Raw genomic sequence first — 21,070 nt, 5'->3', positions numbered from 1 at the left:
CCGGCTCTCCGGCCATGACCCTCGCCAGCCGCAGGATCGCCATCGTCGGCGCCGGCATCGGCGGCCTGACGGCCGCGCTCGAGCTCGCACGGCTCGGCTTCCGCGTCGCCCTGCATGAACGCGCCGCCAGGCTGGAAGAGGTCGGCGCGGGGCTGCAGCTCTCGCCGAACGCGCTGCGGGTCCTCGACCGCCTGGGATTGATGCCGGCGCTGCGCGCGCGCGGCTGCGAGGCGCGGCAGGTGACCTTGCGCGACGGCCGCAGCGGCCGTGTCGTCGCGAAGGTGCCGGTGCACGCCGGCGACGGGACGCCCTACCTCTCGATCCATCGCGCCGACCTGCAGGGCGTCTTGGCCGAAGCGGTCGCAGCCGAACCGGCGATCGACTTCCGTCTCGGCTCCGAGCTTTGCGGGATCGAGCCCACCGCCGGGTCAGCGGTCCGCGTCACCCTCGGCCAGCAAGACGGGAAGGCGACCGGCGGGTTCGAAGCCGATCTTCTGATCGCCGCCGACGGCGTCCATTCGACCATCGCCCGCTCGCTCGGTCTGCCCGGCCCCGTCGCCACCGGGGCGATCGCCTGGCGGACGCAGATTCCTGCGACCGGGATCGCGGGCGGGGCACAGGCAGAGATCACCGCCTGGCTGGGCCCGCGCCGCCACGCCGTCTCCTATCCCGTGCGGGACAGGCAGGGGATCAATCTGGTGCTGATCGAGCCCGCCGGCGACGCGCCCGACCCCGATCCGGCCGGCCTTTCCCGGCGCTTTGGAGGCTGGAACGCGACGCTCACGCGGCTGATCGCCATCGCGGAACGGCCGACCTTCTGGCCGCTGCTCGGCATCGACCGCGGCCGGTCCTGGCGGTTGCTGGACGACCGCATCGTGCTCCTCGGCGATGCCGCCCACGCCATGCTGCCCTACGCAGCGCAAGGCGCCGCCATGGCGATCGAGGATGCCGCGGTCCTGGCCGCATCGCTCGCGACGACGCCGTCCACCTCGGCAGCGCTTGCGGCCTACGAGGCGGCGCGCCGGCCCCGGATCGACCGGGTACGCGAGCGGGTGGATTTCCACCGCCGCGTCTATCACCTGCGCTTCCCGCTGACGCTCGGCCGCGACGCGGTGCTCAGCCTCAGATCCGCCGCAAGCCTTCGTGACGATCTCGCCTGGCTCTACGACTGGCAGCCGCCGTCGGCCTGACGCGACCCCGATCAAGTCGCGGCGAAACATCTCGGCGATCCCGGGTGTTCAGGGGCCCAAGGGACCAGAACGAGAAGGCAATCCAGATGTCCAGTTTCACCCGCGCCGGCAGACTGCTCGGGGTGGCGGCGCTCGCTGCGTCGACCGCATTGTCCGGCCCCCTCGCCGCGCAGGCGCAGCAGCCGCCGGTGCGCCTCGCCCAGGCGGCCCCGCCGCCGCCGGAGGGCAAAGACGCCAAGCCGCCGCGCAAGCCGAAGCCCGAGGCCGCACAAGTGGGCGAGCAACGTGGCGCCGAGCACCGTGCGCCCGACAAGGCCCAGGGGCAGACCTCGCCGCGCCATGCCGAGCGGCCTGAACAGAACGCCCCGGCCGCGGATCATGCGCCCGCCCCGCGCGCCGGCGAGGCGGACAGCCAGAAGCCCCGCCCGGATCAGGCTCGCGCCCCCGATCACGCGAGGGACCGGCCCGCGGCCCAAGATAAGCACGACTCGAAGAAGATGTTCGAGCAGCGCCAGCAGAAGACTCCGAAGCCGCCGGGCGACAAGCCCGAGCCCAAGAAGCCGAGCGCCCCGCAGGCGGCTCCCGGTGAAAAGGCCGGCCACCCGACGGCCCACGACCAGGCGCCGCCGAAGCCGAAACCCGGCCAGGCCGCGCCCGATCTCGCCCCGGCCGTGCGCGAGCCCCAGCCGCAGGCGGGCGCGACGCCGAAGGCTCTGGCGCAGCCGAGCGCCGGCAGCGTCGAGGAGGCCGTGCCGAAGGTCGAGCCGAAGCCCGGCGAGCCGCGTGGCGCGCGCCGCGACCATCGTCCGGGCGCAGACACCTCCCGCACGCCGCAGCCGGCACAGCCGCCGGGCGTGCCGAAGGCCCCGATGCCGCGGGACAACACGCCCGACACCGAGGCGCCGGCTCCGGCTGCCTCGCAGCAGTCGCAGGGCGCCCCCCGCCGGCCCGGCGAACATCGGCGCGGTCCGGACGGCAGCCCCGACAAAGCTCTTCCCGGGGCACCGAACGCCGATGCCAAAGCCACTCTGGCAGGGCCGAACGGCGCTCCCGCGGCCGACACGAAGCCCGGATCGCAGCAGGAGCGTCGCGATCTTGCACGCACGCCGCAGCCCGTTCCCGCCGACCTGCAGAACGCCCCGTCGAACGGAAACCTCAACGCCCGCGACGCCGAGGTCCAGAAGCTGCAGCAGCCGGTGAAGGTGCCGTCGGTGCGCTCGCAGGAAGGTCAGCGGATCGACATCACGATCAACAACAACGGCGGCAAGGGCAGAGCCGGTGGAGACCGCCGGCACGATAACCGGCGCGGCGATCATCGCCGGCCGGACGAGCCGCAGGTTCCTCCGGGTGCCAAGGTCGTCGATCGCGTCGGCAATCGCGACATCCTGTCGATCGTCGGCGCGGGCATCGCCGGTGCCGCTGTCGGCGGCGCCGCGGCCTACTTCATCCAGAACGACGATCACAGCCGCATCGCCGAGCATGCGCGCGACCAGTATGCCGAGCGGCTGCCGGGCGATCGCACCCGCTACACCGTGGTCCGCCCAGACGGCGTACGGGTGGTGACGATCCGCAACCGCTATGGCGACGTCATCCAGCGCTCGAAGGTGCTGCCCGGCGGCCGCGAGATCGTGCTGTTCTACGATCCGGACGCCGGCCGTACGGACCGCCCCGACTATTGGCGGCACGATCCCGGCGCGGACCTGCCGCCGCTGCGGCTGGACATCCCGCGCGACGAGTACATCGTCGATCCGGAACAGCCCGACGAGCATCTCTATTACGAGACGCTGGCGGCTCCGCCGGTCGAGACGGTGGATCGGATCTATTCGCTCGACCAGGTCCTGCGCTCCCAGCGCATTCGCGAGAAGGTCCGCCGGATCGATCTCAACACGATCAACTTCGACACAGGCTCGGCGACCATCGCGCCGGACCAGATCGGCAAGCTGAGGGCGCTGGCGCAGGCGATCGGCCAGATCATCGACAAGAACCCTGGGGAGACCTTCCTCGTCGAAGGCCACACCGACGCCGTCGGCAGCGTCCAGAGCAACCTCGTCCTGTCGGACGAGCGCGCGCAGGCGGTGGCCTCGGCGCTGACCGACCACTTCGACATCCCGCCGGAGAACCTCGTCGCGCAGGGCTATGGTGAGCAGGGGCTGAAGGTGGACACGCAGGGGCCGAGCCGGGAGAACCGGCGGGTCACCGTTCTGCGCATCACGCCGCTGGTGAAGCCGATCGAAACCTCGGCGCGATGACGTCGCCAGGCGGCTGAGACGCCCATCGACGGCCGGCGCCCCCTGCGAAGGGTGCGCCGGCCGCCTGCATGTCCGGAAGCGGAGATCGGACGACTTCGATCCTCTAACGGCGCATGCCCTGAAGCGGCGGCGGGCGGCGCGCCGCGACGTCGGCACCCACGCGGCCACCGTCGGTGAGCCCAGCTGCGGGCCACCGTCCCGCGCCCCGTCCCAATCCCTCGAGATCCGCCGCCGCTCACTTGCCAAAATCGGCCCGCCCGGTCCAAGGATCGGAGCGCCGGCATCAACGCTGCCGGCCTGGGAGAGGAACGGACCAACGTCATGCTGCATACCACCGCCGCCTTCGACCGCATCGGCGAAGAGAACGCCTTCGCCGTGCTCGCCCGGGCTACAGCCCTGCAGCAGTCCGGCAAGGACGTCATCAATCTCGGCATCGGCCAGCCGGACTTCTCGACGCCGGCCCATATCGTCGAGGCGGCGGTCAAGGCGCTGCGCGACGGCCATCACGGCTACACGCCGGCGACGGGGCTGCTCGCGACGCGCGAGGCGGTGGTGCGCCGGACGCTGACGACCACCGGAGTCGAGGTTTCGCCGGAGCAGGTGATGATCATGCCGGGCGGCAAGCCGACGATGTTCGCGGCGATTGTGATGTTCGGCGAGCCGGGCGCGGAGATTCTCTATCCCGATCCCGGCTTCCCGATCTATCGCTCGATGATCGAATATACCGGCGCGACGCCCGTGCCGGTGCCGATCCGCGAGGAAAACGGCTTCGCCTTCTCGGCCGAGGAGACGCTGGCGCTGATCACCGAGAAGACGCGGCTCCTGATCCTCAACTCGCCGGCCAATCCGACCGGCGGGGTCACCCCGCGCGCCGAGATCGAAAAACTGGTGAAGGGGCTCGCCGACCATCCGGACGTCGCCATCCTGTCCGACGAGATCTACGACGTCATGACCTACGACGGCGAGGCCGCGACATCGCTCCTCGCCTTCCCGGAGATCGCCGACCGGCTGATCGTCCTGAACGGCTGGTCGAAGACCTGGGCGATGACCGGCTGGCGGCTCGGCTGGTCGATCTGGCCGGCGGGCGGCGCGGGCCGCAAGCTCTACGACAATGTCCGCAAGCTGGCGGTGAACTGCTGGTCCTGCGTCAACGCGCAGAGCCAGTTCGCCGGCATCGCCGCGATCGACGGGCCGCAGGACGACGTCGCGGCGATGATGGCGGCCTTCGACCGGCGCCGGAAGGTGGTGGTCGAGGGGCTGAACGCGCTTCCGGGCGTGACATGCGCGACGCCGAAGGGCGCCTTCTACGCCTTCCCCAACATCAAGGGGACCGGCTGGAAGGCGAAGAAGCTCGCATCCGCTTTGCTCGAAGAGGCGGGCGTCGCGCTGATCGGCGGCCCGGACTTCGGCGTGCTCGGCGAGGGTTATGTCCGGCTGTCCTACGCCAATTCCGAGGAGAACATCCGTCGCGCGCTGGAACGGATGGGGACGTTCCTCGCGGAGCATCCGGCGAGGAGCTGAACGCCCTCTCCGTCCTTGCTGCGCGTCCTTCCGCTGTTTCGGCGAGGTTGAAGCTACTCGCAGGACCGTGGTCGGCAGGCTGACACCCGGAGGCACTGACGAGGACGCATCGCGGCGAACTCGGGAGCGTTCGGGCCCGCACCTCGAACTTCTCCGTCACACCTCGGGGCGTGCCGGGGCTGGCGAGAGGCTATGCCTCCCGCCGCTCTCCCCCGGCCCTCACGCCGAGGCGCGGGCGCCGCCATGGGCATGCTCCTCGCCGCCGAGATCCGCCTCGATCTCCTCCAGCGACCGCCCCTTGGTCTCCGGCACCAGCCGCAGCGTGAAGAGGAGCGCGGCGACCGTCAGGACGCCGAAGAGGAGGAAGGTCGAGGCCGAGCCGATACCGTCGATCAGAACGAGGAAGACCTGGCTGACGACGAGATTGGCCACCCAGTTGGCAACGGTCGCCATCGACATTCCGCGGCCGCGCACGGCAAGCGGGAAGATCTCCGAGATGAGCAGCCAGAACACCGGGCCGAGGCCGATGGCGAAGAAGCCGACATAGGCGGCGACCGACAGCGTGGTGATCCAGGCGAGCGCGCCGGAATTGCCGATGAAGAAGCCGGCCGACAGGATCGCCAGCGTCACCGCCATGCCGATCAGCCCGACGATCAGCAGCGAGCGGCGCCCGGCGCGGTCGATCAGCCGCAGCGCGACGTAGGTCATGACCACATTCACGACGCCGACGCCGGCGGTGGCGAGGATCGAGGCCGACGTGCTCGGCAGGCCCGCCGCGTTGAAGATCGTCGGGGCGAAGTAGATCACGGTGTTGATGCCGGTGATCTGCTGGAAGATGGCGAGGCCGACGCCGACGATCAGCGCGTACTTCACCTTGCCGCTGAACATCTCCGACCAGGGCGCGACACGGCCGTTCTCGCGCTTGAGGTCGGTCCGCAGTTCGTGAAGCTGGGTGTCGACGCCCTTCGGTCCGTTGATGCGGTTGAGCGCGTCGCGGGCGGCGTTCATTTCGCCCTGCCCCGCCAGCCAGCGCGGGCTGTCCGGCAGGAAGATCATGCCGATGCCGAGGACCAGGCCCGGCACCGCGCCGAGGCCCAGCATCCAGCGCCAGCCGGTGCCGGAGCCGGACAGGAGGTAATCGACGATGTAGGAGCCGAGGATGCCGCTGGTGATGCACATCTGGTTCAGCGACACGACGGCGCCGCGCTTGTCCGCCGGGGCCATCTCCGAGAGGTAGAGCGGCGTCAGCATGGACGCGACGCCGATGGCAAGGCCGAGGACGAGGCGTCCCGCGAGCAGGATCCAGTAACTCGGTGCCAGCGCGCAGATCAGTGCGCCGGCGACGAACAGTGCCGCCGCGGTGATGATCACCCGCCGCCGCCCGAGGCTGTCGGCGATGCCGCCTGCGAAGCCGGCGCCGACCGCGGCGCCCGCCAGCGCGATGGAGACCACCAGCCCCTGGTCGGTCGGGCTCAGCGAGTACTGGTCCTTGATGAACGGCAGGGCGCCGGAGATGACGCCGGTGTCGTAGCCGAAAAGCAGGCCGCCGAGCGAGGCCGTCGCCGCGATTTTCCGAAAACTCATGATGGGCGCTTTCACGCTGACGCAGATAGGTGCGCGTGAAACTTGTTCGGAAAGCTGATTGTTCCTGGCGAGAACGCTCCGCACCGTTCATGGCTGGCGAACAGAGGCGGCGAGCCGGTGGGACGGCAGCTTCCATGGGCGGACGAAAGGGCCGCGCTCCCCGCGATGCAGCCGGTCCGCCGTCTCCGCGAAACATGGCGAAGCGCGCCTCGTGCCTTGCAGCCGAATGCGTGGCCGCCTACCTGCAGGCCGAAGGGCCAAGGCTGAAGGTAGACACGGATGTCCGATCGCATCACAGGATTTCTCGGGGGCTCGCCGATCGCGGTCGCGGTGCGGCTGATCGTCCTGTCGGTCGTCGTCGGGCTGATCCTGTCCTGGCTGTCGTGGAACCCGCACGATGTGGTCCGCTGGGCGGTCCACTTCTTCGACTGGCTGTGGGTCAGCCTGTTCGGCTCGGTTCAGCGCGCCGGCTACTACTTCCTGCTCGGCGCGGCGATCGTCGTGCCGGTGTTCCTGATCTCGCGGATTTTGAAGATGGGACGCAGCCGGTACTGAGCGATTTCATCAGTGAGGTTCCGCAGTGGCGGGCCGGGACGATGAACCGCTCTGCCCGGTATTGTCAGGATCGAACGGCTTTAGAAAATCCGGCAGCAGTCGTTCGAAGAATCCCGCCAGGAAGCCGATGATCGCGATCGTGTAGATACTTGGCTCCTTTAGGGCGCCGGGATCGAAACTGCCGATCTTGATCCCAGGATTAAGTGCGGACCGCATGAGAACAAGAATCACCACGGCAGACAAAAGCCCGACGAGAGTTCTCAATCCCGCGTCAAAAAAGTTTGGTCGCCAGCGATGATCAGGCGATACAGCCCTTCGCCTCAGAGCAACGGCCATCGACATGAATGCGCCGAGAGTGCCGAAGATGCTCGCCACTCCCAAAATACCGAAGCTCTTGTCGAGGGACGCCCAGAACACACTGAGTAAAACTAGCACACCAGCAACCGTCACTGCGCATCCGGTATAGGACATTCGCCCCAGGAGGAGTCTTTCCTGGATCACGCTGGTGATGGCGTCGTCCATGAGCGAACTTGCTTCTTGACCAGCGCCATCAACGGCTAACCGGATCGCCGTGGCGATCTGAGATTGACGAAATTCCGTCGTTCGCTCGACGCCGCTCGCGAGGTACTCGAGTTTCGCCCGACGAGACAGCAACGGCCTCACCGCGTTCTGCTGCTTTTTCGCTGTTCGACATCATCCGAGAATTGCACGCACACGACGCGGCTCGCGCGATAGATCGCCAGATCTTCAACCTTCAAGTACACTCGATCAATGTGGTTTCCGGCGGAATCCGCAACACCAATTCGAACATCTTTGACAGAGAAATTTCGGGCAACGGCATCCGGCGCTTCGTCGGGCATATGGGGCTCCAAGCGGCAGTCACTCACAACGTTTTCTTGTATAGAGTACAATCTTCCTCTACGTAATTCAACGGAGGGCCGCGGAGTAGATTTTTCACCCAAACTCCCGCGCCACACGGTGGATGATCGTGTGGCGCCGGGCCAGGCGGTCGATGTCGCGGGAGTAGCCGCCGCCGATCACCGCCGCGACGGGAATGTCCCTGTCGCGGAAGAAGCCGAGGACGCGGCGGTCGCGCTCGGCGAGGCCATCGTCGGTGAGCGACAGCCGACCGAGGCGATCCTCCGCATGCGGATCGACGCCGGCATTGTAGAAGGCGATGTCGGGCTTGGCGGCTTCGAAGGCTTTCCCCAGAGCCGCGCCGAGCACTTCCAGGTAGGCGGCGTCGCCGGTACCGTCCGGCAGCGGCACGTCGAGATCCGAGATCGCCTTGCGGACCGGGTAGTTCTTCTCGCCGTGCAGCGACAGGGTGAAGACACGCGGCTCGCCCGAGAAGATCTTCGCGGTGCCGTCGCCCTGGTGCACGTCGCAGTCGACGACGAGGACACGGCCGACGTCGCCGTCGGCGAGGAGCACCGACGCCGCCACCGCCACGTCGTTGAAGACCGAGAAGCCGGCGCCGCCGTCCCGGGCCGAATGGTGGCTGCCGCCGGCGGTGTTGCAGGCAAGGCCCTCGGCGAGCGCCAGACGCGCGGCGAGCACCGTCCCTCCGGTGGCGCAGCGCGAGCGCATCGCCACGCGCTCGTCGACCTTGAAGCCGATCGCCTTCTCCATCGCCGGCGGCACCGCCTGGTGCAGCACCTGGTCGACATAGCGGGGATCGTGGGCGAGCCGCAGCCATGTCGGCAGCGCCGGCGCCGGCACGTGGAAGCGCCCCTCGCCGACGACCCCGTCCTCGATCAGGATCTCCGCGAGCCGGGTGAACTTCGACATCGGGAAGCGATGATGCGCGTCGAACAGGGCGTCGAAGGCGGGGTGGTGAACGATCGGGACCGGCATGGCCGCTCTACATAGGAGGTTATGCCGGGAGCGGGAGTTCGCGCTTGCGCGGCGCGGCGCGCAATGCCATCGCAGCACCATGCAGCGCGCGCCGGACGAAGCCATCGACAGACCTGAAACCGGTTCCGGTGCCGCAGGCGGGACCGACCGCCGCTTCGACGTCACGCATCGCGACGTCTGGGCGATCACGCTGCCGATGACCTTCGCCTTCCTGACGACGCCGCTGCTCGGGCTGACCGACACGGCGGTGGTCGGACGGATCGGCGATGCTGCGGCGCTCGGCGGGCTGGCCGTCGGATCGCTGATCTTCGACTTCGCCTTCTCCGTCTGCAATTTCCTGCGCTCCGGCACGACCGGCCTGACGGCGCAGGCCGTGGGGGCCGGCAACCGGCGCGAGATCCACGCGGTGTTCGTGCGCGCCGCGCTGCTCGCGGTCGGCCTCGGCCTCGCGCTGCTGGCTCTCGAACCACTCGCCGTGCGGCTCGGCCTCCTCGCCGTCGCGCCGGGTCCGGGGGTCACCGCGACGGTCGAGACCTATGTCTTCGTGCGGATGTTCTCGGCGCCCTTCGCGCTCCTCAACTACGCCATCCTCGGCCATGTGCTGGGGCGCGGCCGCGGCAGTCTCGGTCTCGCCCTGCAGCTCGTGGTCAACGGCACCAATATCTGCCTGTCGATCCTGTTCGGCCTCGTCCTCGGCTGGGGCGTCGCCGGCGTCGCGCTCGGCACGGTCTGCGGCGAGGCGGCCGGCGCGCTGGTCGGGCTGGTCGTGGTGCTGCGCGGCTTCGACGGGTCGGAGCGCGCGTCGCGGCGGGAGATCTTCGAGCGGGCGGGCTTCGTCCGGATGATCGCCGTCAACCGCGACATCATGATCCGCTCGCTCTGCCTTCTCACCGCCTTCACCCTGTTCACCCGGATCGGCGCGAGCTTCGGCGCGACCATGCTGGCGGCGAACGGCATCCTGATGAACCTCTTCATGATCGGCTCGTTCTTCCTCGACGGCATGGCGACCGCCGCCGAGCAGCTGATCGGCCGCGCCATCGGCGCCAACTGGCGCCCCGCCTTCGACCGCGCGACGCGCCTGACCATCGCCTGGGGCCTCGGCCTCGGCGTCCTCACCGGCGGCGTCTTCCTCGCCGGCGGCAATGCCGTCGTCGCCTTTCTCACCACCGATGCCGGCGTGCGTACGACTGCCGCCGACTATCTCGTCTGGGCGGCGCTGACGCCGCTCGCCGGCGCGCTCGCCTTCATCATGGACGGGGTCTATATCGGCGCGACCTGGTCGCACACGATGCGCGACATGATGATCCTCTCGCTCGCCCTGTTCGTCGCGAGCGCCTACGGCCTGACGCCGATCCTCGGCAATCACGGCCTGTGGATCGCGATGGAGCTGTTCCTCGGCACCCGCGGCCTCAGCCTTCTCGCCGTCCTGCCGAAGCGCCGGCGGCAGGCTTTCGCGCCGACGGTCCCCTGACACTACCGGACAGCCCGGGCGGGCGCCGGATCGAGCGGCTCTGGAGCCGGACGGACGTTGCCTCAGGCCGCGACGGGCGGCGGGGCCTCCAGTTCCTCCTCCAGCCGCCGGTCGCGCAGTTCCGAGACGTGGTGGAGGTCCTGGCGCTCGAGATAGCGCAGGATCCCGGCGAGGATCTTCGACGGCAGCCCCGGGCCGCCATAGACGAGGCCGGTATAGAGCTGGACGAGGTCGGCGCCGGCCTCGATCTTGCGGATCGCGCTCTTGGCGTCGTGCACCCCGCCGACGCCGATCAGCGGCAGGTCCGGCCCGACGGCGCGGCGGAACTGCGCCAGCACGTGCGTCGAGCGGTCGAGCAGCGGTGCGCCGGAGAGGCCGCCCGCCTCACCTTCCAGCGGGTCGCCGGCGACCTCCGCCCGCGACAGGGTCGTGTTCGAGACGATCAGCCCGTCCACCCCGCGCTTCTTCGCGGCCTCGGCGATCTCCCAGACCTGATCCTCGCTCAGATCCGGCGCGACCTTCACGAAGACGGGCTTCTTCGCGGAAGCGTTCAGGGCGGCAAAGCCGTTGCGGGCGGCGACGACCGACTTCAGCAGCCGGTCGAGGTCGTCACCGGTCTGCAGCCCGCGGAGGCCCGGCGTGTTCGGCGAGGAGATGTTGATGGTGAGATAGCTCGCGAAGCTCTCGAAGGCGTTGACGCCCTCGACATAGTCGGCGATGCGATCTTCGGAATCCTTGTTGGCGCCGATGTTCACGCCGACGATCCCGGCCTTTCGCGCGCGCGCGGCGAGCCGCTCCACCGCCTCCGCATGGCCTTCGTTGTTGAAGCCGAGCCGGTTGATCACCGCCTTGTGCTTTTCCAGCCGGAAGATCCGCGGCTTCGGATTGCCCTCCTGCGGCAGCGGCGTCAGCGTGCCGACCTCGACGAAGCCGAAGCCGAGCCTCAGCGCCGCATCCGGCACCTCGGCATTCTTGTCGTAGCCGGCGGCAAGGCCGAGCGGATTGGGAAAGGAGATGCCGGCGACCCTGGTGCGCAGCCGGTCGTCGACGGGAATGTCGAGGCGCGGCACCAGACCGCGCCGCAGCGCGTCGATCGACAGCCCGTGCACGCGCTCGGGATCCAGGCGGAACAGCACCGGCCGCGCCAGCCGGTACCACTTCGTCATCGCATCGAGCCCGGAAAGAGGTGATAGCCGTCCTGCCCGACCGGCAGGTCCTCGGTCCAGAGCACGGCCGAGAGCGGCAGATCCGCATAGAGATGCGGGAACAGCGCACCGCCGCGCGAGCGCTCGTATTTCAGCGCTTCGCCGAGCTTCTCCGGGTCGACAGCGACGAGGACGAGCCCGTGCTGCCCCGAAAAATGCTTCTCGGCCGTCTCGCGCACCTGCGCGCTGGTCGAGAAGTGGATGTAGCCGTCGGCCTTGTCCACCGGCGCGCCGTCGAAGACGCCCTTCGCCTGCGCGGCTTCCCACATGTCGCGGGGCACAATCTTGTAGATGGGCTGTTCCATGGCAAACCGTTGGCAAACAAAGCGGCCGCCGTCAATCGGCCGCGCGCGTCTGCCGCAGGGGCCAAAGGTTCCGCGCCCGTTCGGCGCGCCACGCCCCCTCGCGTTGTCGTGGCCGGAAAGGGTGCCGGGTCGCTCGGCTGGATGCGGCCCGGCACCTCGGCGGCAAGGCTGGACAGGGCGCGGCCGCTCTCGGAGTATGGCCTCCGCCTCTTGTGGAGTTCCCGTCATGGCGACCGATCTGTCCCGTTTCCAGCCGCTCGATTCCGGTGCGGTGCCGCGCTTTTCCGGGCCGGCGACCTTCATGCGCCTGCCGATCGCGGCGCCGGAGGAGGTCGACATCGCGCTCCTCGGCATTCCCTTCGACGGCGGCACGACGAATCGGACGGGCGCCCGGCACGGGCCGCGCGAGATCCGCAACCAGTCGAGCCTGGTGCGCCGGGTCCACCACGCCACCCTGCGCTCGCCCTTCGACCTGGTGCGCGTCGCCGACTGCGGCGATGCGCCGGTCAACCCGGTCGATCCCGGGGAGAGCCTCGAGCTGATCACCGGGTTCTACAGAGCCGTCACGGCCGCCGGCGCGGTACCGTTGACCGCCGGCGGCGATCATCTGATCACCCTGCCGATCCTTCGCGGCGTCGCCAAGGGCGGGCCGCTCGGGCTCATTCATTTCGACGCGCATTCCGATACTTATGACGACTTCTTCGGCAATCGCTACAATCACGGCACGCCGTTCCGGCGGGCGGTGGAGGAAGGCCTGCTCGACCCCAAGCATATGGTGCAGATCGGCCTGAGAGGCGCGATCTCGAGCGCGGCGAACTACGACTTCGCGCGGGCCGAGGGCATCCGGCTGATCTTCATCGAGGAGCTGATGCGGCGCGGCATTTCCGACGTCATGGCGGAGGCGCGCGAGATGGCCGGTACACGGCCGACCTACGTCTCCTTCGACATCGACGTCATCGACCCGGCCTTCGCGCCCGGCACCGGCACGCCGGAGATCGGCGGCATCTCGACCTTCCAGGCGCAGGCGCTGGTGCGCGAACTCGCCGGCGTCGACATCGTGGGAGCGGACCTGGTGGAGGTCTCGCCGCCGCTCGATTCGAGCGGGCTGACCGCGCTCACCGGCGCGACGATGCTGTTCGAACTCCTGTGCGTCGCGGCCGAGGCGGCCGTGCTGCGCCAGCCGCTCTGACCGCCGCGCGGCGGCCGGCAAGCGGGCCGGCCCCGCCGCAGGCGCCCACGAAGGCCAAAAGGCCGGGCGCGACATCACCGTCGCACCCGGCCTTGCTTATGTCGTCAGCCGCTCCGGCGAGCGGAGCGGCCGATGTTCATCCGCTCAAGCGGCGGCAGCGGCGGCGGCGCCGAGCGGCACTTCCGAGATCGTCTTCAGGATCTGCGAGGCGATGGCGTACGGGTCGCCCTGCGAGTTCGGCCGGCGATCCTCGAGATAACCGCGATAGCCGTTGTTGACGAAGGAGTGCGGCACGCGGACCGAGGCGCCGCGATCGGCGATGCCGTAGGAGAACTTGTTCCACGGCGCCGTCTCGTGCTTGCCAGTCAGGCGCATGTGGTTGTCCGGGCCGTAGACGGCGATGTGGTCGTGCAGGTTCTTGTCGAACTGCGCCATCAGCGCCTCGAAATACTCCTTGCCGCCGACTTCACGCATATGGGCGGTCGAGAAGTTGCAGTGCATGCCCGAGCCGTTCCAGTCGGTGTCGCCGAGCGGCTTGCAGTGCCACTCGATGTCGATGCCGTAGCTCTCGCAGATGCGCATCAGCAGGTAGCGGGCGACCCACATCTGGTCGGCGGCCTTCTTGGAGCCCTTGCCGAAAATCTGGAATTCCCACTGGCCCTTGGCGACTTCCGCGTTGATGCCCTCGTGGTTGATGCCGGCCGCGAGGCACTGGTCGAGATGCTTCTCAACGATCTCGCGGGCGACGTCGCCTACCGCGCTGTAGCCGACGCCGGTGTAGTACTTGCCCTGCGGCTCGGGATAGCCCTGCAGCGGGAAGCCGAGCGGGCGGCCGTCCTTGTAGAAGAAGTACTCCTGCTCGAAGCCGAACCAGGCGCCGTCATCGTCGAGAACGGTGGCGCGACTGTTGGTCGGATGCGGGGTGACGCCGTCCGGCATCATGACTTCGCACATCACCAGGACGCCGTTGGTGCGGGCGGGATCGGGGAAGCGGGCGACCGGCTTCAGCACGCAGTCGGAGCTGTGGCCCTCGGCCTGCATGGTGGACGAGCCGTCGAAGCCCCAGAGCGGCAGCTCCTCCAGCGTCGGCATGGCGTCGAACTCCGCGATCTTGGTCTTGCCGCGCAGGTTCGGGACAGGCGTGTAGCCGTCCAGCCAGATATATTCGAGTTTGTACTTCGTCATGTCAGCAGGTCTCGTGCGTTGATGCGGGTGGTCCAGTGGTCTGCAGATCGGGTCCGGCGCGCCCGACCACCGAGAGCGGCCGGACCAATCAGCGTCCGTGAGAACCACATGCATGAGCCGTGCCAATTTCGGCGCCCGCCGGCAAAAGCGCCGCGGAACACCGACACGTCCCGTCCGTTGTCCCTGAAGAGCCGGACGATCCGGCGCCGGAGCCGCGTCCCGAGCGATCATCCCTGACTCCAGATAGACGCACAGGACGACCAGCCCCATCGGGCTCTCCGCGAAATCCGGCGACAAGGTGATTTTCTTTTAATCACATTGCCTATCTGATAAGCAGATACATCCTCAACGGAAGAGCGATCCGGATTTCGATCGACATGTGAGAGAGCCATGCGCGAGACCACCAGCCATCCCTCGGCGACGATCATCCCCTTCCCCGTCCGGCGGCGCGAGCCACGGCAGGAAAGCCGCAGCCCCCGCTATGCCGAGATCCAGCCAGCCGTGCGCAAGCCGGTGATTCTCGACGGCTGCTGGTATCACGAGGAAGCGTTGCGCGAGGCCGACAGGACGCGGAAGTCCTGACCGGGGCAGAGCCGGCTGTCGATGCTCGCGCGGCAATCGGCGGCGCGGCCGCCGCTGGCTGCGGCTGGCTCAGCGACAGAGGCCGCCCAGCGTCCACTCGCCGATGACGCTCTCGACGTCGGCGACCTTCCAGGCGCCGTCCTTCTGCACCAGCGTCCAGACGAGGTTCTCGTCCTGGCCGAAGTTCTTGAAGTCGGCGGTCACGATCGCCTTGCCGCCATCGGCCTTGGCGTCGAGCGTCAGCGTCTTGGCGACCTCCTCGGCGTCGAAGTCCTGGCCGTCGAACACGAAGGAGAAGTCGAGGCAGCTCTCTTCGCCGGCCGGACCGGAATTCGCCCGCTTGATCGTCTCGAGCGCCGGGTCGACGAAGCGGCTCGCATCCCGCTCGTCGGCATCGGGATGGATGTAGAAGGATCGCACGGTCTCGACGGCGCCCTTGAGGCTCGTGTCGGCCGCACAGGCCGGCAGAGCCGAGCTTCCCAGAGCGAGCCATCCGACCAGGACCAGATTGACGCAGCCGCGTCGGGTGCGGAAAGACATGGGGGAGCGGATCCTCGATGATGGTGGCGCGAAGCTGCCCGGGGACGTCATCCACCGCAAGAAAGACGGGAGGATGACGGCTCTTCTTCCTCGCGCGGCCGAGCGCGCCGACGATATCGCCCACAGCTCGGCTGAAGCTGGATCGGGGCCGCTGCTCCTGCCCGTGCTTTCGCCGCCGCTGACGCCGTTCGACAGACGGGGCGGTCGCGCCCTAGGATGGAAAGAGCCGACCTGCGGCCGCCCCGCTGGCGCCGTGGGAAGCCACAGTCCCTGTCCGGAGTGCGTGAATGCGCCTGTTCTTTTCGTCCGACCAACTGCTTCACCGGCCAACGCAATACGGCGTCCACGGCCGGCTCGTGCGCCCGCTGGAAAACCCCGACCGGGCGGAGACGCTCATGGCCTCGCTGCGGCGGGTGGGTCTGACGGCCGAGACGCCGCCCGCCCCGGGCCGGGAGCCGATCCTCGCCGTGCATCCGGAGCATTACCTGCGCTTCCTCGAAACGGCCTTTGCGCGCTTTCGGGAACTGCCGAATGCCGGGCCGGAAGTGCTGCCGAACGCGCATCCCTATTTCTCCGGCGCCAGCGTCCTCGGCCCACGCCCGGCGCCGAAGACGCAAGGCATTCTCGGCCAGTGCGGCTGGTATATCGGCGATCTCTCCTGCGCGATGACCGAGCGCAGCTTCGACGCAGCACTGGCTTCGGCCGGAAGCGCCATCGCGGCGGCCGAGGCCGTTCGCGGCGGTGATCGCGCGGCTCTCGCGCTGTGCCGGCCGCCCGGCCACCACGCCTATCCGGACCGGGCCAACGGCTTCTGCTTCCTCAACAACGCGGCCATCGCGGCCGAAGTGCTGCGCGCGCGCTTTTCCCGCGTCGCCATCCTCGACTTCGACACCCATCATGGCGACGGCACCCAGGCGATCTTCTATGCCCGCGACGACGTCTTCTTCGGGTCCGTGCACACCGATCCGACCGCCTATTACCCGCACTTCTTCGGCTATGCCGAGGAGCGCGGCACCGGCGCCGGCGAAGGCTTCAACCGCAACATCCCGCTTCCGCCGGGCTCCGGCGACGAGGCGTTCGTCGCGGCGGTCGAACGCCTCGCCGAAGAAGCGACCCGCTTCGGCGCCGAGGCGCTGGTGATCTCCGCCGGCTGGGACGCGCATCAGGACGACCCGCTGTCCGAGCTCACCGTCACCACCGCCGCCTATCCGCGCGTTGCGACGATCCTGAAGGGGCTCGGCCTTCCCAGCGTCATCGTGCAGGAAGGCGGCTACTCGCTGGCGGCGGTGGCCGAGGCGGCGCCGGCCTTCTTAGAGGCCTTCGGCGCCGCTTGAGTCCGCGACGACGCGGTCACGCCGTCTTCGCCACCCGCGCCCGTTCGTCGACGAAGAACACCGGGCGCAGGCGCACGCCGAGCATCGAGCCGACATAGGCTGCGACGGCCCAGAGCCAGCCATGCAGGCTGCCGGAGACGATGCCGCCGAAATAGGCGCCGATGTTGCAGCCATAGGCGATGCGGGCGCCATAGCCGAGGAGCAGGCCGCCGATCACGGCAGCGAGCGCCGAGCGCCACGGGATGCGGAAGTTCGGCGCGAGCCGGCCGGCGAGCGCCGCCGCCACGAAGGCGCCGAGCATGATGCCGAAGTTCATCACCGAGGTGACGTCGGCAAAGACGCTCTGATGCAGCGCCGCCGCATTGGACGGGCTCTGCCAGTACGTCCAGGCGGAGGCGTCGATGCCGACGAGGCCGGCGAGCTTGGCGCCCCAGAGCGCGAAGCCGGAGGTGATGCCCCAGGGGCGGCCGGCGAGCGACAGGGTCGCGAAGTTCAGCAGTGCCAGCAGGACGGCACCGGCGAGCAACGGCCAAGGGCCGCGGGTGAAGCGCGCGAGGCCGTGGCGCGGGCTCGCCTCGGCGCGCTCCAGCGCGCCGTGACGCCGCGTCTCGACGAGATAGGTCGCGCCGGCGATCAACGCGAAGACCGCCAGCGAGACGACGATCGCCACCGGCGCGCCGAAGCTCGATACGATCGAGATCGGCTGGAAGCCCGGCAGCGCGGTCCAGAAGTCGAAGTTGACCGTCGCCAGCACCGACCCGACGATGAAGAAGACCAGCGTGATCAGCATGCGGGCATTGCCGCCGCCGGCGGTATAGAGCGTTCCGGAGGCGCAGCCGCCGCCGAGCTGCATGCCGAGGCCGAACATGAAGGCGCCGACGAGGACGGAGAGGCTCACCGGCGAGACGAAGCCGTGGACGGGGATGCCGAACAAGGTCCCCGCCGCGAGCGCCGGGAAGAACAGGACGACGGCGATCGCCATCATCACCATCTGCGCCCGCAGGCCTCGGCCGCGGCCATCGCGCGCGAAACTGCGCCAGGCCGAGGTGAAGCCGAAGGCGGCGTGATAGAGGACGAGGCCGAGCGCCAGGCCGACGACGAAGAGCGCCGCGATGCGGCCGCCCTCGCCGAAGCCGAGCAGCGCGGTGGCGACGATCGCGGCGGCGAGCCCGCCCCAGGCGATCGGATTGACGTCGGGCGCGAGCCGCGGCGACAGGCGTTTGCCGCTGGCGCGGTCGGCGACCAGAGTGGATTGGGACATGAAGGACCTGACTCTCGATGCTTGATCAGCTCGGCTGATGGTTCGGCAAGAGAGATAAGGTCTGGCGGCAGCTCAGGCGACGAATGGGCTTCTCCGCAGGCGCTTGAACGGGGCAGCGCTTTTTGCGCGATCGCCAATGCGCGAACGATCGTGCTCCGGCCGCCGCATCGGGGCCGCCGCCTTCCGGAAGGCTGTCGGCGGGCTCGAAGCGCAGCCCGGCGTCGCGGTCGCGCGGCTCCGGCATACGACGGTCCGCCGGAGGTGGTGACGGCGGCGCCAATGATGCGCCGCCGCCCGCCGGACACGTCAGGCGGCTTCCGGCTCGAAGGTCAGCGCCACGCCGTTGATGCAGTAGCGCAGGCCCGTCGGCGGCGGCCCGTCCGGGAAGACGTGGCCGAGATGGCTGCCGCAGCGGCTGCAGTGCACCTCCGTGCGAACCATGCCGTAGCTGCGGTCCTCGCTCATCTCCACGGCGCCCTTGACCGGCGTGTCGAAGCTCGGCCAGCCGGTGCCGCTCTCGAACTTGGTCTTCGCCACGAAGAGCGGCTGGCCGCAGCCGACGCAGGAGAAGGTGCCGGGCCGCTTCTCGTGCAGCAGCGCGCAGCTGCCGGGCCGCTCGGTGCCGTGACCGCGCATGACCTCGTACTGCTCGGGCGTGAGGATCTCCCGCCACTCCGCCTCGGTGTGGGTGACCGGATAGGTCTTGGCATCCATGGGAACTCTCCTTGTCTTGTCTGCGGGCCTTCGGTCGCCGCCGGCTGCGCCCGCGCCGTCTCCGGCGGAACGAAGCGGCATGCGCGCGGGTTCAGCCTGACACGTGACGTATCCGGTCAGATGGGATGCGCCAAGCCAATCTGGAAGGAGGCCGCGATGAGCAACGCGCCCGACAAGTTCGACAACCAGCAGAACCGCGCCGACGAGCAGGACCGCGACCAGGACATGTCCTATCGCCAGAACGCGCCGAAGGCCCGGCCGAGCGAGGACAATCCCTTCGACCGCCCCGGCAGCGTCGATCCGGAAGGCGGCGAGATCGAGCGCCACCCCGCCGAAAGCGTCGAGGTCGAGGACGAGCGGGATCTCTGATCCTTTCGAACCGTCGCCTGCCCGGAAAAGCCGCTGCCGATCGATCGGCGGCGGCTTTCTTCTGGGGGAAAAGGGCCGGTGGCCGCCCATCGATCTGCCCCGCCGCTTCCGCCCACGGGTGATCTGCCGTAAGTTTCCGCCACCGGCACTTGCGGGAGGATGCGACGATGCTTGCGAGGATTCTGGCCGCCCTCCTGTTCTCCTCCGGGCTCGGCTGGCCGGCAGAAGTGCACGCCCAGCAGGCGACGGACGCCGTGCGCCCGGAACAGGCCGCAGGCTCGCAGCCAAAGCCGCTTGCCCATGCGCAGAAGCAGATGGTGGCGGCGGCCAATCCGCTGGCGGCCAAGGCGGGGCTGGCGATTCTGGAAAAGGGCGGCAACGCCATCGACGCGATGGTGACGACGCAGCTCGTCCTCGGCCTCGTCGAGCCGCAGTCCTCGGGCCTCGGCGGCGGCGCATTCCTCGTCTACTTCGACGCCAAGTCCGGCCAGCTCACCACGTTCGACGGCCGCGAGACGGCGCCGGCGGCCGACGACCCGACGCTGTTCCTCGACAAGGCCGGCGATCCCTTGGCGTTCTACGACGCGGTCGTCGGCGGCCGCTCGGTCGGTACCCCCGGCACGGTGCGGCTGATGTACGAGACGCACGAGCGCTTCGGCGCGCTGCCCTGGGCGCAGGTGGTCCAGCCGGCGATCGACCTCGCCCGCAACGGCTTTGCCGTCTCGCCGCGGCTGCACGAGCTGATCGCCGGAGACGGCGAACGACTGAAGCGCTATCCGGCAGCCCGCGCCTATTTCTACGACAAGGACGGGGCGCCGCTCGCCGTCGGCACGATCCTGAAGAACGAGCCCTACGCAAAGACGCTGGAGACGCTCGCCGACAAGGGAGCCGACGGCTTCTACAAGGGCCCAATCGCAGAGGCGATGGTTCAGACCGTGCAGGGGGTGGACGACAATCCCGGCCGCCTCGCCCTTTCCGACCTCGCCAACTATCGCATCGTCGAACGCCCGCCGGTCTGCGCGCCCTATCGCGGCTATGACGTCTGCGGCATGGGACCGCCCTCCTCCGGCGCGCTGACCATCGGCCAGATCCTCGGCATGATCGAGCCCTATGACATCGGCCAGATGGGCCCATGGAGCGCGAAGGCCTGGCGGATCATCGGCGACGCCTCCCGCCTCGCCTTCGCCGACCGCGGCCGCTACGAGGCGGACATCGACTATGTCCCGATGCCGCTCCAGGGCCTGCTGGACCCCGACTACCTGAAGGACCGCTCGCGGCTCCTCTCCGGCGACACGGCGCTGGCCAAGGACGCCGTCAAGCCGGGCATGCCGGCCTGGGACCACGCCTCGCTCGAACAGGGCGACGACGTCGCCATCGAACTGCCCTCGACCAGCCACTTCGACATCGTCGACGCGGCCGGCGACGTCGTCTCGATCACCACGACGATCGAGAACGAGTTCGGCTCGCGGCTGATGGTAGAAGGCTTCCTGCTGAACAACGAGCTGACCGACTTCTCCTTCGAGACCCATGATGACGAGGGTCGGCCGATCGCCAATGCGGTGGCGCCGGGCAAGCGCCCGCGCTCGTCGATGTCGCCGACGATCGTCATGCAGGAAGGCCGCCCCGTCTATGCGCTCGGCTCGCCCGGCGGCTCGTCGATCATCGGCTATGTCGCGGAAGCCGTGATCGCGCTGATCGACTGGAAGATGAACGTCGCCGAGGCGGCGGCGCTGCCGCACCTCCTGAACCGCTTCGGCACCTTCGAACTGGAAGCCGGCACCAGGGCCGCCGACCTCGCCGAACCGCTGAAGGCGATGGGCTACCAGGTGAAGGTCAGCGACATGAATTCCGGCATCCAGACCATCCGGATCGGGCCGGACGGGCTGGAAGGCGGCGCCGACCCGCGGCGCGAGGGGCTGGCGGTCGGGGACTGAAGCGCCGCTCTCAGCCTCGGCCCTT

At 69.1% G+C, this 21,070-nt stretch carries 20 protein-coding genes; 10 read left to right on the top strand and 10 right to left on the bottom strand.

Translation table 11 applies throughout. The annotated features are described in order from the left end of the window. The first annotated feature begins 14 nt into the window (after positions 1–14). The 3 genes from AB5S17_RS09195 to AB5S17_RS09185 all read left to right on the top strand — a co-directional run bounded on the left by AB5S17_RS09195 (position 15) and on the right by AB5S17_RS09185 (position 4,960). Complete coding sequence (locus AB5S17_RS09195) at positions 15–1,190, top strand: FAD-dependent monooxygenase (protein ID WP_369238484.1); 1,176 nt, start codon at positions 15–17, stop codon at positions 1,188–1,190. 86 nt (positions 1,191–1,276) lie between these two features. Then, positions 1,277–3,439: an OmpA family protein gene (locus AB5S17_RS09190; RefSeq protein WP_369238482.1), complete on the top strand. Its 2,163-nt coding sequence runs from the start codon at positions 1,277–1,279 to the stop codon at positions 3,437–3,439. Between the two features lie 321 nt (positions 3,440–3,760). Then, complete coding sequence (locus AB5S17_RS09185; protein WP_369238480.1) at positions 3,761–4,960, top strand: pyridoxal phosphate-dependent aminotransferase; 1,200 nt, start codon at positions 3,761–3,763, stop codon at positions 4,958–4,960. Positions 4,961–5,179: 219 nt separating this feature from the next. Here AB5S17_RS09185 and AB5S17_RS09180 read toward each other — a convergent pair whose 3' ends face one another. After that, positions 5,180–6,544 (bottom strand): sugar porter family MFS transporter, encoded by a 1,365-nt coding sequence (locus AB5S17_RS09180; RefSeq protein ID WP_369238477.1) that lies wholly within the window; start codon positions 6,542–6,544, stop codon positions 5,180–5,182. Between the two features lie 279 nt (positions 6,545–6,823). On the opposite strand from AB5S17_RS09180, the gene AB5S17_RS09175 reads away from it, so the two are divergent. After that, positions 6,824–7,099, top strand: coding sequence for a DUF6460 domain-containing protein (locus AB5S17_RS09175; protein ID WP_369238475.1), 276 nt, complete (start codon positions 6,824–6,826; stop codon positions 7,097–7,099). A gap of 9 nt (positions 7,100–7,108) precedes the next feature. Here AB5S17_RS09175 and AB5S17_RS09170 read toward each other — a convergent pair whose 3' ends face one another. From AB5S17_RS09170 to AB5S17_RS09160, 3 genes are all read right to left on the bottom strand, one after another. After that, the gene (locus AB5S17_RS09170) at positions 7,109–7,621 is read right to left on the bottom strand and encodes a hypothetical protein (RefSeq protein WP_369238473.1); all 513 of its coding nucleotides are present in this window, start codon (positions 7,619–7,621) and stop codon (positions 7,109–7,111) included. Positions 7,622–7,758: 137 nt separating this feature from the next. After that, positions 7,759–7,959, bottom strand: a complete 201-nt coding sequence (locus tag AB5S17_RS09165) for a hypothetical protein (protein WP_369238471.1) — start codon at positions 7,957–7,959, stop codon at positions 7,759–7,761. A gap of 94 nt (positions 7,960–8,053) precedes the next feature. After that, complete coding sequence (locus AB5S17_RS09160) at positions 8,054–8,956, bottom strand: histone deacetylase (protein WP_369238469.1); 903 nt, start codon at positions 8,954–8,956, stop codon at positions 8,054–8,056. 79 nt (positions 8,957–9,035) lie between these two features. On the opposite strand from AB5S17_RS09160, the gene AB5S17_RS09155 reads away from it, so the two are divergent. Continuing rightward, complete coding sequence (locus tag AB5S17_RS09155) at positions 9,036–10,427, top strand: MATE family efflux transporter (RefSeq protein WP_369238467.1); 1,392 nt, start codon at positions 9,036–9,038, stop codon at positions 10,425–10,427. Between the two features lie 62 nt (positions 10,428–10,489). Here AB5S17_RS09155 and AB5S17_RS09150 read toward each other — a convergent pair whose 3' ends face one another. Together AB5S17_RS09150 and AB5S17_RS09145 are read right to left on the bottom strand one after the other, a co-directional pair. Next, positions 10,490–11,593: a quinone-dependent dihydroorotate dehydrogenase gene (locus AB5S17_RS09150; protein WP_369238465.1), complete on the bottom strand. Its 1,104-nt coding sequence runs from the start codon at positions 11,591–11,593 to the stop codon at positions 10,490–10,492. Continuing rightward, a complete protein-coding gene (locus AB5S17_RS09145; RefSeq protein ID WP_369238463.1) occupies positions 11,590–11,937 on the bottom strand; it encodes a DUF952 domain-containing protein in 348 nt (115 codons plus the stop codon). The genes AB5S17_RS09150 and AB5S17_RS09145 overlap by 4 nt, the downstream gene beginning before the upstream one ends. Before the next feature lie 226 nt (positions 11,938–12,163). Between AB5S17_RS09145 and speB the strand changes: the two genes are divergently transcribed. Then, the gene (gene speB, locus AB5S17_RS09140) at positions 12,164–13,126 is read left to right on the top strand and encodes an agmatinase (protein ID WP_369238461.1); all 963 of its coding nucleotides are present in this window, start codon (positions 12,164–12,166) and stop codon (positions 13,124–13,126) included. A gap of 144 nt (positions 13,127–13,270) precedes the next feature. Here speB and AB5S17_RS09135 read toward each other — a convergent pair whose 3' ends face one another. Then, positions 13,271–14,311 (bottom strand): glutamine synthetase beta-grasp domain-containing protein, encoded by a 1,041-nt coding sequence (locus AB5S17_RS09135; protein WP_369238459.1) that lies wholly within the window; start codon positions 14,309–14,311, stop codon positions 13,271–13,273. A 390-nt stretch (positions 14,312–14,701) separates the two neighbouring features. Here AB5S17_RS09135 and AB5S17_RS09130 point away from each other — a divergent pair, with 390 nt between their 5' ends. Next, positions 14,702–14,893: a DUF2735 domain-containing protein gene (locus AB5S17_RS09130; protein ID WP_369238457.1), complete on the top strand. Its 192-nt coding sequence runs from the start codon at positions 14,702–14,704 to the stop codon at positions 14,891–14,893. Positions 14,894–14,962: 69 nt separating this feature from the next. Here the strand turns inward: AB5S17_RS09130 and AB5S17_RS09125 are convergent, their stop codons facing one another. Beyond that, positions 14,963–15,433: a DUF3828 domain-containing protein gene (locus AB5S17_RS09125; RefSeq protein WP_369238455.1), complete on the bottom strand. Its 471-nt coding sequence runs from the start codon at positions 15,431–15,433 to the stop codon at positions 14,963–14,965. Between the two features lie 287 nt (positions 15,434–15,720). Between AB5S17_RS09125 and AB5S17_RS09120 the strand changes: the two genes are divergently transcribed. After that, the gene (locus AB5S17_RS09120) at positions 15,721–16,767 is read left to right on the top strand and encodes a histone deacetylase family protein (RefSeq protein ID WP_369238453.1); all 1,047 of its coding nucleotides are present in this window, start codon (positions 15,721–15,723) and stop codon (positions 16,765–16,767) included. Positions 16,768–16,783: 16 nt separating this feature from the next. Here the strand turns inward: AB5S17_RS09120 and AB5S17_RS09115 are convergent, their stop codons facing one another. Together AB5S17_RS09115 and msrB are read right to left on the bottom strand one after the other, a co-directional pair. Continuing rightward, complete coding sequence (locus AB5S17_RS09115) at positions 16,784–18,028, bottom strand: YeeE/YedE family protein (protein WP_369238451.1); 1,245 nt, start codon at positions 18,026–18,028, stop codon at positions 16,784–16,786. 306 nt (positions 18,029–18,334) lie between these two features. After that, the gene (gene msrB, locus AB5S17_RS09110) at positions 18,335–18,742 is read right to left on the bottom strand and encodes a peptide-methionine (R)-S-oxide reductase MsrB (protein ID WP_369238449.1); all 408 of its coding nucleotides are present in this window, start codon (positions 18,740–18,742) and stop codon (positions 18,335–18,337) included. A gap of 156 nt (positions 18,743–18,898) precedes the next feature. Between msrB and AB5S17_RS09105 the strand changes: the two genes are divergently transcribed. Both AB5S17_RS09105 and ggt read left to right on the top strand, forming a co-directional pair. Next, positions 18,899–19,111 (top strand): hypothetical protein, encoded by a 213-nt coding sequence (locus AB5S17_RS09105; protein ID WP_369238447.1) that lies wholly within the window; start codon positions 18,899–18,901, stop codon positions 19,109–19,111. A gap of 167 nt (positions 19,112–19,278) precedes the next feature. After that, positions 19,279–21,045: a gamma-glutamyltransferase gene (gene ggt, locus AB5S17_RS09100; RefSeq protein ID WP_369238445.1), complete on the top strand. Its 1,767-nt coding sequence runs from the start codon at positions 19,279–19,281 to the stop codon at positions 21,043–21,045. Positions 21,046–21,070: the final 25 nt, after the last annotated feature.

Source organism: Jiella sp. M17.18, assembly GCF_041027365.1.
Taxonomy (GTDB): domain Bacteria; phylum Pseudomonadota; class Alphaproteobacteria; order Rhizobiales; family Rhizobiaceae; genus VKMB-3413.
The sequence above is the reverse complement of the archived record's forward strand: the minus strand, read 5'-3'. Positions and strand labels throughout refer to the sequence as shown.

Excerpts from the sequence above, each read along its gene's own strand:
- AB5S17_RS09150 (WP_369238465.1), bottom strand. The coding sequence starts at position 11,593 with ATGACGAAGTGGTACCGGCTGGCGCGGCCGGTGCTGTTCCGCCTGGAT.
- msrB (WP_369238449.1), bottom strand. The coding sequence starts at position 18,742 with ATGGATGCCAAGACCTATCCGGTCACCCACACCGAGGCGGAGTGGCGG.
- ggt (WP_369238445.1), top strand. The coding sequence starts at position 19,279 with ATGCTTGCGAGGATTCTGGCCGCCCTCCTGTTCTCCTCCGGGCTCGGC.
- AB5S17_RS09175 (WP_369238475.1), top strand. The coding sequence starts at position 6,824 with ATGTCCGATCGCATCACAGGATTTCTCGGGGGCTCGCCGATCGCGGTC.
- AB5S17_RS09185 (WP_369238480.1), top strand. The coding sequence starts at position 3,761 with ATGCTGCATACCACCGCCGCCTTCGACCGCATCGGCGAAGAGAACGCC.
- AB5S17_RS09190 (WP_369238482.1), top strand. The coding sequence starts at position 1,277 with ATGTCCAGTTTCACCCGCGCCGGCAGACTGCTCGGGGTGGCGGCGCTC.
- AB5S17_RS09145 (WP_369238463.1), bottom strand. The coding sequence starts at position 11,937 with ATGGAACAGCCCATCTACAAGATTGTGCCCCGCGACATGTGGGAAGCC.
- AB5S17_RS09125 (WP_369238455.1), bottom strand. The coding sequence starts at position 15,433 with ATGTCTTTCCGCACCCGACGCGGCTGCGTCAATCTGGTCCTGGTCGGA.
- speB (WP_369238461.1), top strand. The coding sequence starts at position 12,164 with ATGGCGACCGATCTGTCCCGTTTCCAGCCGCTCGATTCCGGTGCGGTG.
- AB5S17_RS09115 (WP_369238451.1), bottom strand. The coding sequence starts at position 18,028 with ATGTCCCAATCCACTCTGGTCGCCGACCGCGCCAGCGGCAAACGCCTG.
- AB5S17_RS09105 (WP_369238447.1), top strand. The coding sequence starts at position 18,899 with ATGAGCAACGCGCCCGACAAGTTCGACAACCAGCAGAACCGCGCCGAC.
- AB5S17_RS09120 (WP_369238453.1), top strand. The coding sequence starts at position 15,721 with ATGCGCCTGTTCTTTTCGTCCGACCAACTGCTTCACCGGCCAACGCAA.
- AB5S17_RS09180 (WP_369238477.1), bottom strand. The coding sequence starts at position 6,544 with ATGAGTTTTCGGAAAATCGCGGCGACGGCCTCGCTCGGCGGCCTGCTT.
- AB5S17_RS09130 (WP_369238457.1), top strand. The coding sequence starts at position 14,702 with ATGCGCGAGACCACCAGCCATCCCTCGGCGACGATCATCCCCTTCCCC.
- AB5S17_RS09160 (WP_369238469.1), bottom strand. The coding sequence starts at position 8,956 with ATGCCGGTCCCGATCGTTCACCACCCCGCCTTCGACGCCCTGTTCGAC.
- AB5S17_RS09170 (WP_369238473.1), bottom strand. The coding sequence starts at position 7,621 with ATGGACGACGCCATCACCAGCGTGATCCAGGAAAGACTCCTCCTGGGG.
- AB5S17_RS09155 (WP_369238467.1), top strand. The coding sequence starts at position 9,036 with ATGCAGCGCGCGCCGGACGAAGCCATCGACAGACCTGAAACCGGTTCC.
- AB5S17_RS09165 (WP_369238471.1), bottom strand. The coding sequence starts at position 7,959 with ATGCCCGACGAAGCGCCGGATGCCGTTGCCCGAAATTTCTCTGTCAAA.
- AB5S17_RS09135 (WP_369238459.1), bottom strand. The coding sequence starts at position 14,311 with ATGACGAAGTACAAACTCGAATATATCTGGCTGGACGGCTACACGCCT.
- AB5S17_RS09195 (WP_369238484.1), top strand. The coding sequence starts at position 15 with ATGACCCTCGCCAGCCGCAGGATCGCCATCGTCGGCGCCGGCATCGGC.